This is a genomic window from Bacteroidota bacterium (assembly GCA_018698135.1).
GTDB lineage: Bacteria > Bacteroidota > Bacteroidia > CAILMK01 > JAAYUY01 > JABINZ01.
On record JABINZ010000193.1, the window covers coordinates 1 to 15,051 of the forward strand.

The window sequence follows — 15,051 nt, forward strand, 5'->3', positions numbered from 1 at the left end:
CAAAAATGATTGGATTCCTATACTTAACCTGTTTACACCAATTTCTCTTAATCCACTTAGTTTTTCTAAACTCAAATCATCTGGATTTGCTTCCAGACTTATTTCTGCATTATCAATCACATCATAATGAAGGTTGATATCGTGAAGTAAAGCTTGTATTTCGCTCACATCAAGCACCGAAGGGCTACCTCCTCCAAAATAAATACTATCGATCTGCTCAGCATTCAAATAATCTTTTCTCAAAGCTAATTCCTGCTGCATTGCTTTAACTAATTCGCCTTTTCTTTTTAATGAAGTTGAAAAATGAAAGTTGCAATAATCACAGGCAGTTCTGCAAAATGGGATATGAATGTATATACCGGCCAATCGATTGAATTTTTCGTAATTTCGAAGTTCAAAATTACAATTCCTTATTATGGAATGAGGGTATGATTTTGAAAATAATTGCGACTGAAGAAAATAATAATTAAAAATAACGTTTGTACTTATAAAGCTTTTGTATGCATAAAAAATTTGGATACATATTATTCCTGTTCATCCTAATCTCACAAAGTGTTTTTGCCCAATTAGGAGGTCGATATACCTATGCATTTTTGGAGCTACCAATTTCAGCTCGTGCTTCAGCATTGGGGCACAATATGCTTCCAATTTATGACAAAGACCTAAGTCTGGCAACCACCAACCCTTCTTTACTTAATGAGGAAATGTCAGGAAGATTTAATGCCACTTTTTCGAATTACCTGACTGATGTAAATTTTGGCAATCTGGCGTATGCAAAATCATTTGAAAATGGAATTATCGGCTTAGCGAGTATTCGGTATATTAATTATGGCGATTTTATTGAAGCAGATGAATTTGGGACAATTCTGGGACAATTTAGTGCTGGCGAATATGCCCTGAATGTGGCTGCCGGCAAAGCCATTAATGACAACTGGACTGCTGGTGTTGGCCTGAAATTGATTTACTCAACTTTTGAAAAATATACATCCTTCGGGCTCGCTTCTGATTATGCAATGTCGTATCATTCAGATGATAAATTATTTGCAAGTAGCTTATCGATATCAAATTTAGGATTTCAGTTTAAACCTTATAGCTCAAGAAATCAGGAACCACCGCCACTTAATGTGCAAATAGGCATGTCGAAAAAATTTGAGCATATGCCCTTGCGTTTTATCATGATTGCACATCACCTCAACAAACTGGATTTTTCCTATGTTGATCCCAACCAGCAGATTATTAGAAGTTTTGATGACACTGAGGAGCAAACATTAACAACAAGTTTTTCTGAAAAAGTATTCAGACATTTTGTGTTTGCCGGAGAGTTTGTGCTTTCTGAAAACTTCCATGTTCGTTTGGGATATAATCACCAGCGAAGAAGCGAATTAAAGATTGCTGATCGACCGGGAATGGTTGGTTATAGTTGGGGTTTTGGCTTAAAAATAAAGAAATTCTATCTCAGTTATGGAAATAGCATTTATCATGTAGCCGGAGGCTCTCATATGTTTTCTGTCACAATTAGCCCATCTGAGTTTGTGAAGAAGAAGACAGTGAATGATCGATTGCTTTAAGCAGTTCCCACTCATCTAATTTTAATAAATCAGTATTTAATTCTAAGCAATAAAAGTTTGTCAAAATCAAGTTTCGATTCGGCTCTGCTTATATATGATAGAACTTGATATTTTTGATTAATTTCACCATTCCAGAAAATATAAATATAGTTTACTCCATCGATTTCAAGAAACTCCAATTTTTCATTATTCAAAATATTTGCTTCAGACCATTCGGAACATCTTATAGAATAATCCGTTAAAAGTGATTTGGTTTTTGTTCCAATACCAATATGCCAAACAATCATATAACAACAACTACCTTCTTTATAAACTAACTCAGGTTTATAGGCTTCAAATCTTTTAAACAAAACCGTATCTGATTGTATCTCAAAATTAGTATCCGAAACACATGTTCTCCAACTACAAACTTGCTGAGAGCTATCTATGATATTATAGAACTCATCTTCAGTAATTTGAGATAATAATGTAAAATATGAAATTAGAAAGAAAGTGAAAAGAAATACAGTTTTACCAGCATGCATTATTGATTTTTTTATTCCAAATCTGTATTCAAACGATAACGAACTACCCTATTGTTGTTTTTATCAGCGATGTATATCATCTTCTTAAAATAACATACACCCATAGGGTCATCAAACTGAAATAAACCAGCTCCTTCTTCTCCAAAAGAAACTTTGATATTTTTCACATAACTCGTATTTGGTGGTGGCGGAACACCTTCTAATCCTTTGCTTGTAAACTGATAAAAACGATCTGTTTCGCTATCAACCACAAAAATATAGCCTGTTTGATCTGGTGCTACACATACATCCTGAGGATTTTTGAATTTATTGGCTTCATATAAAAATCCATTTGCTTTGTTAGGATCCATGACCAATAGTTCCGAATTTTCAGCATAATTAATTCCAGCATCAGGATCACTATATTCACGAATCCACAACACTCTAAACTCAATGGTTTTATCTTGATCTGCCTGACATATAATAAAATCGGGAGAAGTTGAAACACCGTACAGTTTTTGTGGCGGACCAACAAAAGAAGCAATCGATGAAATACCTATTGATGATTTCAAATTGGGCGTTACGGGATTCAGGCCTTTTGCATAGGAAATGTTTTTTCCTTCCTCATCAAAAAACAATACTGTATTGTCTGGACGTGCAGAGGAAGCTGGATCATATAATGAACCTTTTCGAGAAACATAAAGCGTATTATCAGCTAATACAGCCAAACCAGTAAATTCTACAATCCGATCTTCACTTCTGAATGGAATTATTTTTCTGGATGCATCACAAAATGGGTGAATGAGTGTATCCACAAAGTCAGGACCATTAAGTGTTGCCGTATTTTTCAAATGATAAACAGCTGTTAGTTCTTCTTCTTGTCCAAAAACATCCACTTTAGCTTTGCCTATCACATAGGTGTGAATTCGTCTGTCCTGAATTACTTCAGTAGCACCGGGAATCTTAATTGTTCTGTGTAATTGACCTTTTAAATCCAAAATATGAAGGCCATTATCATCAACCACATAAACCATTTCATCATAGCCAACAAAAACATCCACCGGGTTTTGAAAATCATCCCAAATAGGAAGAATGGGTACATAACCTACATCACTTGGAGCCAAATTTGGATCGATATTCCCTTGAATAAAAATATCATCAACTTCACTATTCTTTTTGGTTCCAAACATAAACTCACAAGATGAGAAAGTAAGTGTAAGGCTAAAAAGGATGATGTATGTGACTATATGCTTCATTATGATTTTACTTCAATGAAAAACCAACTGTAAGTCGGTGAATACTTCCCAATAAATCTTTGTTATTAAAACTGTAATCAAACTTAAGATTACCAAAATAGCGTTGTAAATAAATGCCAATACCTGCAGAAGGCCATCCGTTCTGATCGGCACCAAACTCATAGCCACTCCGCAAATATAAGAGTCTTTTCAAACTATATTCAACACCAAAACCAATTCGCTCATTATTATCGGTGGGATGTGTTAGTTGGGCTGTCAGAGTTAATGCATGATTATTTTTCTCATATACATTGGATGCAATTCCCATTTTAAAAATAGAAGGAACGCTTACACTTTCAAAGTTTGATATTGTTTCTTCCCCGTTTTGGGTGGTTAATGTTACTTCACCATTTGGACTTACATTGAATCCAAAGTTGGAAATGCCAACAGCAAATTTGGTGGTGCGAACAATCCCAATATTATATACAAAACCTAAATCGAATATTCCATTGTGCATTTTTATTCCTGCAATATCCTCATAAACGTATTTACCGCTTATACCGAAACTAAAATTATCAGATAAAACTTTGGCAAAAGATAAAGCCATTAATAAATTGGAAGCCGAGAAACTCAAACCATTTCCTAAGGGCTGATATTCGGTTGTCATGGGCATTTCCCCAGAAGTCAGATTGATGACGCTAAATGCCCAATAATTCAGTCTGGACTTTGACCAGGCCAAGCCAGCGTAATTCATTTCTACACCTGCAAAATAGGACGTATGTCCGAATTGAAAATGATAGCGATTGCTATCCAATTGAGTTAGTGCTGCAGGATTCCAAAATACTGCCGAGACATCATCACAAAGAGCAGTATAACTACCCGAAAGTGAAGCTGATCTGGCATCAGGAGCAATCTTTAAAAACTGCAAGCCAGCAGTTCCTGTTCTGGAATTACCAAATGACGGCAACACCTGAGAATAGGTTTGGGACATGATAAAACAGCCCAATGCTAATATGATTAACAGCCTTTTTTTCAAAACTCCTTAAACTAAACGAATACTTGACAAAGAGTCAAATATAAGGGATTAATGCAAAAAGATTTGCACGAATAAGTGTCTAAAATTGATTTATTAAATCTCAAATAATAAATTCCAATTTCTAAAATACAATGATCAAAAAATTTCTTCGATGTTTTAAAATTTGATTATTGATGTTTGGGGTTTATTTGTTTTTTGAAAATTGCTTTTTGGTGCTTTCTTTAATTTTTTTTTGACTTTATTTCCTAGCACTACCTAATCTCCACCTCCTTCATCTCCTCCCGACCAAAAATAGTTGGAAAATACATAAGCTCAGCTTTTGCTGGATTTAGCGTATAAGTACCACTATATCGTGGCTGCAGATTTATTTCAAACCTATGTTTTCCAATAGGTAGTTTTTCACAGAAAATAACCACTTTGTGTTTATAATATTCCCTATGAACTTCGTTGGGATTCCTGGTATCATTGGTTTTATTATATGAACAGCCAGCAGGAATCGGGACTTCTATGATTACATAATCTGATTCATTGGAGCTTTCAATCTGAACCTCAAGCAGTGCTAATTCACCAGCTTTCAGGAAATCTATTTGCTCAAAATCTTTTTTGAAATGGCTTATTATCTTAAAATCTTTCTCAATTCTTAATGGATTAATGTTCCACGATTTCTGGTAAAAACTAGCATAAATGGGCAAATTTCCTGATTTTTCTATATGAATTTCACCATGGCCAAATTCAATTTCCTGCTGTATGGGCACGCTTTCGATAGCTTCCGAACTAATTTCCTTAATGACAATACTACTCTTCATTCCCAATGTTGAATTTTGAAGAATGTCGGGAACAAGGGTTTTTAATATCATTGCTGTTTGATAGGTATTAGTCCAGCCGCTATTGGTTACATTTTCAAGAAAATAATTGCTCATTTTTGATAATAATTCATTGGAATCTCCAGTGTTCTTCAAACTTTGATAAGCCAACAGGCTTAGGTAATAGGAATTACTCTGATATGTACTTTCCTTAGATGAAATGAAAACACTTCCCATTTGATTTTGCTGCATATTATCAAATATCAAATCGGCATTAGTGGGTAGTTTTAAATTTGATTTCAGATTTTGTAGCATCAGCTGGTCAAGCAGACTCTTCTCATCATTTGATAACAAGGAAATATATTGTTGAAAATCAATTTCTATGGAATAATCAGACAATGTTTTTAAAATAAATAATTGGTTGGAAATTGTGTAATTCCTGAAATCCTTTAATAAATTCTTTTTGCTATCTGCTAAACTCTTGATTTCAAATCCTTGATTTTGTGCATAGAGTAAGCTGTTGATTACATAGGCGGTCATCCAGGGATTGATTTCTGATTTATTCCACCAACCCCAACAGCCCAGATCATTTTTATTCTTCTCTAATCTGTTGATGAGAGATTTAATTTTTTGTTCCTCTGAAAACTTGACACTCTTACTATCCTTTATCTGCTTATCCACTAAATGGGCAATAAGTTTTGAGGCCAATTGTTCATTACAAGCATATTCATAATTCTTTAAATAATCAATGCTATTTTGCAGGGCATCAGCTGCATCATTTTGAACATAGACATAAACTGGTCCTTTTGCAGGATTATACTGATAAACTACACTCGTATCACTCTCAAGGATATATACTGCTCCTAGAGTTTCTTCAACACCTTTGTTGTATATTGGAATGTAGCGTTTTTCACCATCTGAATATTTATCCAGATGACGAGCTCCAAAAACCAATTCCAAAGAATCGGTACTGACTGTTGCTGTAAACGGACATTTTGCAACATGTGTTCTAAAAATATCTTCGCTGTCCGTCATGATACTTTTGCCATCTACTTTAAATTCATAGTCGATTTGCATGGAATCGGTGGTATTATTCTGAATTTTACCGACCATAGTAGTCTGATCGCCTTCTATCAAAAAGCGGGGAGTGGCAAGCGTGGCATTCATTTTCAGAAATGATCGCGTAGTAAAATTTGCTTGCCCTGCCCTTTTATTATCATCCATGGCTAAAATATGCGACTTCCAACTGGTGATGTTGTCCGGAAAAGTAACTGTAAAACTGGCTTCACCATTTTCATCTGTCCACAGATTCGGTTGCCAATAGGCATTATCGCTGAATTGACTCCGAAGCGAAATAGGAGTAATTGCTCTGCCTGCTAAAGAAACATTGTAGGTTCCTTCTCTATTGTAGACATTTCCTCTATATGGATCCGAATCATATAAATTATAAAGAGCCCCTCCCAATGAATCTCCATACTCAGCCGAAACTCCTCCTGTATATACCATTACCTCATTAAGTTCAAATCTAACTTCCTCATGATTAATGCTTAATCCATCACCATCAGCAAAATCCATATCACCTGCCATTCTATAGGTTCTGGTATTTCCCAACATGGCTACACCTCTTCTACCAAAAGCCCGATCACGTCTTTGCACATTGGCAAGAGTAGTATACTCACATGCAAAATTGGATGAACTATGTAAAGTATATAGTTCATCAGATAGAGATAAAAAATCATTAGGAAAAAAGAACCACCTAAACTTCTCCAATTGTATGCTAAAGTTGTATTCTGTTTTTGATTTAAATTCAAAACAGCCAGCTTCAAAATCTAAGTATAATAGATTATCCAACACACTTGCTTTGCGAAAATGAATGTCATAAATTCCTGCTTTAAGAATTGGGCATTGAAAATAGCCAGTAGAATCTGTACATATTTTCAAACGGCTTCCATCCCAGCCTTTCAGTTCAATTTCAACATGACTTAATGGTGTTTTACTGTTCTTGGCATAAACTGTCCCGCTCACAACTAATTTCTCCGATGGCTGATGTTTAGATTTGAATCCAGCACTTGCTAAGTCGATTCTTTCTAGTGGAATTTGGCCTTTTATGTTTTCGAATTTTGACAATAGACGATTAATGCCAAGCGAATCCCATTTCATTGTTTCCAGATTTTGAATACAAAATGTAGTATCTGCTGCTATCCTGACATTTTTTATAGATGCTACTCTTCCATAACTACTTAGCAAATAAAAATCATAATATCCGGGATGCAACCTAATTACACTTGCATTGAAATCGGGATATATATATAATGTGTCGAAATTGCCGCTACGATAACATAAAACAGCTTCGAATTGTTGAGTATAGAAGAAATTGCCATAATATTTTTGAAGCTTGTTATAGTCGGCCCATTTAAAGTTTCTTTTTGGAAGTGGGGTCGTATCCAAATGAATATCATTTTTTTCTATGGCATATTTAATATCCTCTGGCTTCTCATCTCTACCACTAAAGTAGCTTCTGAAAAAATAATTGGTATCCGCTGTTAACAAGCTGTCTTTTATGGTAATTCTATTCCCATTTTTAAAATTATGGGAGGTGATAAATCCATAATTGGTTAAGATATGAACATCCTTTTCCGGGTTAAAAGGACCTATTACATGGTCTTTTATATAATACGAATAATATTGATCTATTTTGACAATCTTGTTTTCTTGAAAAACATAGATATATTTAGCCCGATCTTTGAATTTTAGCGTTAGAAAATAGTTGTTGAATTCATTCTTTTCATTCTTTGAAAGGACTTTTTTTGACCTTTTGATTTTTACAAAGGAAGGTGGATTTAAGATATCAACTGAAAAAAGAAGATGCATGTTTTCTTTGATTTCAACACCTTCTAATTCAATCAATTTATTCTGTGTTCGTATTTTTATTGTATGTAGTCCTGGAGTAATAAGAAAGGAATACGGGATATATGTATCATCATATCTCTTGAGATAAATTAATGTGTCATCCACATAAATCATAGCAATATCCTTTACAAAGCCGTTTTCGACAGCAAAAGGGGAAAATTGAGCTGATCTATTTTTAAGTAGAGTATAGTCAGCATAGTAACCATTTTCGGGATACCTGAAATTATAATAGGCCATTGTATCAAGACTATACCTTCGCCTGTTTTTTGCTGAAATTAGCTTACCCTTGCTGCTGCCAGCACTTCTGATTAAAGAATTTTGTAAGTCAGGATATTCTTTAATAACATAAGCCGCTGTAGTTAAATAAGGGATGTTCGAATTGTCAAATTGTGCATTAATAGCATATGCGGTTAGGTTTATATTTGGAAGTGCTTCATTTTTATAATCTTTTACTTTGATTTTGATATCAGTTTTTTCACCTGGTTCCACATCTTTAGCTATGTCACTTTCAATCTGCATACGGTGAGTATATAAAGGGAGGTCATATGAAATTTCTTGACTTTCGCCTGCCCATATAAATTCCACCATCACAAAAATATTCAAAGGACCATGATATTTTTTTGACAAGTTGAGCGTTTTATCTCTCCCTTCTAAAAGCTTATTTTCTCCAATATATACCTGATAGATACAATCCAGATTTCGGGGATTAACAAGTTCTATAAAAAAGCTATCTGATGTTCTATAAGCAGATATGGCAACTTGAGATCCGATTCTCATATCCTGCCTTAGATTTTTACCGTCCCATTCAATTTTGTATTCTCTGATAAGCGGATTTATTTCAATTACATATGGAATAGAGATACTATCCGATTTTGATAAAACTGAATTTTCAAGATATTGTTTGAGAATAACTTTCTTGCTTTGGATATGCATATCTTTATGAGAATAAAGAATTTTCAGCTGCTGACCATCTTCCTGAAAGCGAATGGTTTCAATTGGTTTATCATAAATAAAATCCAGACTTTTCTCCAGAATTTCATTATTGGCATTTGTAAAAATCAAATTGGCCTGAAGAGAAAGTTTTGCATAGGGAAGTAATGAATCGGGCACAGCAAAATTGGCTTGCCCTAAAACATCAAAAGGAATAGTATGTTCCCAAATAGTAAAAGGAATGTAGTTTACTGAATCATAAATGGCATGTATTCGATAAACTTTTAAAATCAGTTTTGCACTTGCGCCAAATACAGCTTGCTTATTGGCATCTTTTCCGGTGGTTGTTATGTAAACAAGCCGTTTCTTCTCCAACAAATCATCATCTACTTTTGCTTTGTATTCGATTTCGTTTAGTTGATAATCTTCAACATAAAAAGTATTGGTAACATATGACTTGCTTTTCCATTTATTCTTATGAGATTTAGAAATGGCTATTCTGTACATCATATCCAGTTTGAAGCTATCTGTAATAATAAATTCACCCTGATAAACTCCTTTTTCTGATGGCGTAACGGTATTTGAATAGGTGAAGTTTTCATAATCTTCAAAGGCAGATAGTTGAAGTGATTTATTAACCTTACGCTCATTTTTCAAAATAAATGCTTTGAATTTCAGTGTATCGCCCTGATTGTAAACTGGTTTATTGGTAGCTATATAGCCCCTGCTTTTTTTTATACTTCTCCAGTAATTGTAGCCATAAAAATTTTTACGGTATTTAGCAAAGGCAGGTGAATTATTACTTTCTTTTTTATAGAATGAAACATTTTCAACTTCAATAAGTCCATTGTGCTCAATAAATAAAGTTGAATTTCTTTTTTTCTTTTGAAAAGTATAAAGCTGAAAATGCTCATTAAAAGAGATTGGTGTTTTTCCATATGAAAGCGTTGCATCTGTGATTGATTTTCCATCAGTTAAATGAACAGAAACGCCAGCTTGATCTTTTAATTCATGATTAAGCACGAAAAGATTATTGACTAATTTCAAGTTATAATTTTCGAAATTGTAGTTGAAGGATTTCGTAATATAATTACCTGGTGCAAGTTTAAGTAGGTATACATTCATTGAGTCTTGATAAAAAGAATCAATCAGATTGTACTGAAATTTTGAATCTGAAATATGAACCTTTTTATTCAGGAATATTTCTTTTACTTCATCCGAGCTAATTTGGTATACATAAAAATAATAGGCTGAATTTCTGCTATGCTTTACTTTTTGCGAAACCGATTGAAAAGAAATAGCTAAAAAGAGGATTGCTAAGAAGAATGTTGTTTTTTTTATCATAATCGTGGATTAATTATTTTCAACTAATATTAATCAAATATTATGCGAACAATGGTTTATTTTTCTTTCTTCCGTCTCCTGAATAATTCGCCCCAGGTATCAAACTCCTCTTTCACATAAACACCAACCCCTTGGCGATTAATATCTTCCTGATAAACAGGGTTATTATCTGTTCGGCTAAATACTTTCAATCTGAGTTTTCGATCTTTCACAGGCTGATAATTTACTTGAAAATCAGCATTCACATTTTCCACATCGTATGAGCCACTCAGTTCTATTCTATCATTAAGCAATGTGCCACTGGCAATAAAATCCAATTCTCTTTGGTACTCATTATTTTCTGCAATCCAGTTTACACCAAATTGAAAATTATCGATGTACTTGGAGTACTTAGCTCCCAATGATGTTGAAAGGCCTGTAATCCACTGAGACACCTGAGTGGAAGCTAAAGAACTAATATTGGCATTCAAGCTATTATCGAAAGATGAAGCATTTACAATGCCTGTTTCAGGAGTTAAAAACCCATTTAAAATTAGCAGGCTAATTACTTGTTTATTCAGTTCCTGCTCATCTGCCTTAATGCTTCTAACCTGTTGATCCAATATGATACTTTGCTGAGAACCGGTGATGGATGATGTAGATAAAATTTCAAAATCGAGTTTAACTTCCGGAGCATATAATGACTCCGTTAAAAGAAGTTTAGCCTCAACTGGATATGTTACTTGTTGATAGGCTTTTTTCTCAACATCTGTCAATCCTTCATTATCACGTATAAGATTGTAAACAGATGCATCAATCCTGTAAACCGCTTCAATATTGGCTTCCGCTTCAAAAGGATCTCCCATAAAGGTAATAGTACTTCCTTTTTTCACATTGAATTTACGTTTTAACAAATCGAGTGCTACAAATGTATATTCTCCATTTTCAATCTTAAAAGTTCCAAACATATTTGTATTTCCCAAAGCGTCAACTTGTAGCTTCAAAATACCATTTCCGTTTGCGCTGATAATGTCGTTAGTCTTGGGATCGAAGATTATTTTAATGTCAGCATCGGGTGTTACTTCCATGTCTAAATTTAGGGTAATACCTGTTGAACCTTTCACCTGTACTGGACGACTTTGGTTATTTACATTTGTAAATTTTATAAAGTTGTAATTGCTAAAACTATTGTCATCGTATGCAATTAAATTAAAATCGGTATTCTTCTCCGATTTAAGCTTCATATCCATTCGGATATCCTTTAATGGTCCAATGATATCCATTCGTCCTGTTACATAAGCATCCCCATAAAAAATACTATTGTCTTTATCTGAGGTATGAATTCCATGAAGATTTTGAGCGAGGATACCAATTCCTAGATTAAAATCTCTGAAATAATTGTGAGAAACCTTCCCAAAAACTAAACCTGTATTATTGCTAAGATCCTTGAATTTTATTCGATCCAAATAGATTCCTTTTTCATCAACTTCAATGTAATCATTATTCAGTGTATATCGAACCTGCGTATAATCAACAACAAAAGAGGTTTTGTGTAAATTTACTTTGCCTTTTACCTTGTAATCATTCAATGGGCCTACAAAGCGGATTTCTGCATTTACTTCTCCTCTTAAGTCTGACACTAAATTGTTCAGAAATGGCTCAAAATAAAATGCTTCAGATTGTGGAATTTCAGCTAACAAATCTATTTTTTTCTCATCAATAAAATCAATGTAACCACTAACATTCAGGATATCTTCCATTTCAGAAGAATAGAGAGACGATTGAATGTTAGTATGTGAGCTTTCCATATCATGACTGGATGATACCGAGAAAATACCCAATTTTTCTCCTCTAAAATAAAATGGATTCGACAAAAAAGCTGCATCAAAGTGAGGGCTGCCTAACAAGTCATAAATAACCAACTGACCATTAAGTACACCACTGAAATCACTCAGGTTAACAGGTATATAATGTTGGATAAAAGCAAAGTCGGTGTTCTCAACAATAACTCGAAAGCCTTGGTCTCCTTGTTTACTGATTGCTCCATAGGCTTTGATTTTATAATCTGCATGTGAAAGTTCGATATATGGAATCTGAATTAAGGGATCATAATTAACTTTGATTGTATCTGAATTAATATCCCACTTCAAGTTGTTCTGACTTAAAAAATAGGAGTTTAATAGTACCAAATCAAAGTCATTTTTTCTGAGCATCATATCTCCATTCAGGGTTAGGTGATTTGAAAACCTTCGATTGAAGAAGTATAAATTAAAATCAATTATATCACGATTACTAATTGCACTTACATTTAAATTTTCAGCTAATACGCTATCCTTGCTCATTACTTGACCGAAAGAAGAATACACAATAAGGCTTTCTTCCTCCTTGCTTGCATTGACAAACACATTACTTAAGTAAACATCTTTTACCCTTAATCCGGGAATAGAGGCTATTAGTTTAATATTATTTCTCAGATTGCTTATTTCGCCTTTAATAGTAGATTTATCATCAAAGAAAATATTGGATTTTATCAGTTTATTGATGAAAGAAGTTTGATGTAATTTCACATCAAAAGAAATAAATTCACTACCCGTTAACAAAGTGGTTTTGTCAAATAATGACGTATCGAAATAAGAAGAGACTACTTCTAAAAACAGGTCAGGAAGCGTGCGGTATTGGAAGTTTCCACTAATGTCGGCTTCAGCCAGTTCTGATTTCAGATGAATGTCTTTGATACCATAATTGTAATCAGCTTCCAATAAAAGTGTGTTAATTCTATATTCATCATCAGTGGTCTCCAAACCAGCATTCAACATAACAAGCCTTCCTTCTACATCATCGAGGCTACTGGCTTGCACATTAATTTCCATGATGCAATTAACAGCCAATTTATCGGTTACAAAATTCAATTCATGTAAATCAGATTTTCGAATGTCGGCTATAAAATTATACAAGGGCTTTTTCTGAGATAAATCGATAGTGCCATTAAAATCCATATCTAGATTCGCATCATTTACTTCAACCCCACCTTCAAATAATTTGTTAGCTAAAAGACCATCAAAAGCAATGTTGGTGTATCTGTATTTATTGAATTCAAAATAGGCAGCTTTGGCAGCCACTTTGGTTTGAACATTATCTAAACGAATACCTTCTCCCTCGACATGACCTGTCATGCTAACCATGCCTATCAAATCTTTTTTACCAATAAACTCACCCAGGTTAAAATCTTTTAAACTAATGTTGCCACTGTAATTTGGCATGGACGAATGTGCCGGGATTTTAAAATTAAGATCTGATTCTATCTCACCATAAGGTGTAGACAGATTCCCATACGCTACAAAATCATTGATAAACCCGGTGTATCTACCCTTGAATGTTAATATTCCACTTTCATAAAAATATTCTGGAAAATCTATTGTAGGAACAAGTGAGTGAATATCGCTAAACGAAATATCAAATTTTCTCATTTCAAAATCAAGCAAAGTTTCCCTTATTTCGGGTAAACCAGTCATTCGAATAGCACCTCGGTAAATTGACGACTTTCCAAACTTGAGGACAATATCCTTACTTCTCATATCCACAAGCTCTCCCTCCACTTCTCCATCAATGAAAATTTCCTTTTCATTGGTTTTTAATGAATCAGCAAAATAGATCAAATCGCTAATTTTCAATCTTGAATCATGCAAATCCGATTTGATTGTAGTCAAATTGTTAAAATCTTTAAAATCAGAAAATTGAGCAAAACGAAAACCAAAATCACCATAAAACTCACTTTCTCCGGGGAAAAAACTCATATTATAAAATGATAATTCATTAGAATCTATTAGCAGATCTCCTGCTATTTGATTTAACACAAGGCCAGATTTCTCAATGAAAGAGGCAGAATCAATATTACTTTCTACTCGCGGCCCATTCACTTTCATATCTGACATCTTAATATTAACGCCCATCAGATAGAGATCGTAATGATTCATTTTGCCTTTGACCACATTCATTGAAGGCTGATTATAGCGCATCGTTGAATTGACTGATTCTATATTGTCAATTAGGATTACTGTTGATTTACCATTGTTGCTTTTTTCTTTAATCCGCTCTATAACATACTGAAAATTAAACATTTCCTTTTGGTCGTGTTTTACAAAATTCACATATGTATCAGTCATTTTCATTCTTTTGAAACGAAGCTGACCAGGTGTTTGTCTGAAATTTATATAATGAATACTGAGCTCAGGACTATTGATCATAATGGTATCTCGATGATCAAAAATTCGGATATTATTCAGTGTTACAGATGAAAAGCTGAACTTTGCACTTTCAATGTCAACTTTTGTTTCAATTTTATTAGAAAGAAAACGAGCAATATATTGAGCAGTTTTGTGCTGACCGCTTTCAGTTTTTAATAAAATGACAATGGAAATAAAGAGTGATGAAACCAATATAAGGAGACTCAAAAATAAGATCTTTAGGAACTTATGTTTTCTCTTTTTGGTCTCTTTCATGCAGTTTTTTAATAGGTGATAAAATTAAGTAATTATTTATAATGTGTGTGATCTTAGCTTTGGAATCATCTTGTGATGATACATCCGCATCTGTGCTCAGAAATGGCAAAATTCTTACCAATATCATAAGTAGTCAGGCCATACATGAAAAATTTGGTGGAGTTGTTCCTGAACTTGCTTCTCGAGCACACCAACGCAATATTGTATCTGTTGTCAATCAGGCTTTTAAAGAATCAGGTCTTAC

General features: G+C 33.9%; 8 protein-coding genes. 2 read left to right on the top strand and 6 right to left on the bottom strand.

Annotated elements, in window-relative coordinates; translation table 11 throughout:
- Positions 1-366, bottom strand: a 366-nt coding sequence (locus tag HOG71_12585) for a radical SAM protein (protein MBT5991681.1), incomplete at its 3' end; no start/stop codon positions are given.
- A gap of 134 nt (positions 367-500) precedes the next feature.
- Between HOG71_12585 and porQ the strand changes: the two genes are divergently transcribed.
- A complete protein-coding gene (porQ, locus tag HOG71_12590; protein ID MBT5991682.1) occupies positions 501-1,568 on the top strand; it encodes a type IX secretion system protein PorQ in 1,068 nt (355 codons plus the stop codon).
- Positions 1,569-1,597: 29 nt separating this feature from the next.
- Here the strand turns inward: porQ and HOG71_12595 are convergent, their stop codons facing one another.
- From HOG71_12595 to HOG71_12615, 5 genes are all read right to left on the bottom strand, one after another.
- Positions 1,598-2,092, bottom strand: coding sequence for a hypothetical protein (locus HOG71_12595; protein MBT5991683.1), 495 nt, complete (start codon positions 2,090-2,092; stop codon positions 1,598-1,600).
- Positions 2,093-2,103: 11 nt separating this feature from the next.
- The gene (locus HOG71_12600; protein ID MBT5991684.1) at positions 2,104-3,327 is read right to left on the bottom strand and encodes a hypothetical protein; all 1,224 of its coding nucleotides are present in this window, start codon (positions 3,325-3,327) and stop codon (positions 2,104-2,106) included.
- 7 nt (positions 3,328-3,334) lie between these two features.
- Positions 3,335-4,342: a PorV/PorQ family protein gene (locus tag HOG71_12605; GenBank protein ID MBT5991685.1), complete on the bottom strand. Its 1,008-nt coding sequence runs from the start codon at positions 4,340-4,342 to the stop codon at positions 3,335-3,337.
- A gap of 251 nt (positions 4,343-4,593) precedes the next feature.
- A complete protein-coding gene (locus HOG71_12610) occupies positions 4,594-10,329 on the bottom strand; it encodes a hypothetical protein (protein ID MBT5991686.1) in 5,736 nt (1,911 codons plus the stop codon).
- Positions 10,330-10,385: 56 nt separating this feature from the next.
- Positions 10,386-14,759, bottom strand: a complete 4,374-nt coding sequence (locus HOG71_12615) for a hypothetical protein (GenBank protein ID MBT5991687.1) — start codon at positions 14,757-14,759, stop codon at positions 10,386-10,388.
- An 89-nt stretch (positions 14,760-14,848) separates the two neighbouring features.
- On the opposite strand from HOG71_12615, the gene HOG71_12620 reads away from it, so the two are divergent.
- Positions 14,849-15,051: tRNA (adenosine(37)-N6)-threonylcarbamoyltransferase complex transferase subunit TsaD (locus HOG71_12620; protein ID MBT5991688.1), on the top strand; the 203-nt coding region annotated here is incomplete at its 3' end.

Excerpts from the sequence above, each read along its gene's own strand:
- HOG71_12600 (MBT5991684.1), bottom strand. The coding sequence starts at position 3,327 with ATGAAGCATATAGTCACATACATCATCCTTTTTAGCCTTACACTTACT.
- HOG71_12610 (MBT5991686.1), bottom strand. The coding sequence starts at position 10,329 with ATGATAAAAAAAACAACATTCTTCTTAGCAATCCTCTTTTTAGCTATT.
- HOG71_12595 (MBT5991683.1), bottom strand. The coding sequence starts at position 2,092 with ATGCATGCTGGTAAAACTGTATTTCTTTTCACTTTCTTTCTAATTTCA.
- porQ (MBT5991682.1), top strand. The coding sequence starts at position 501 with ATGCATAAAAAATTTGGATACATATTATTCCTGTTCATCCTAATCTCA.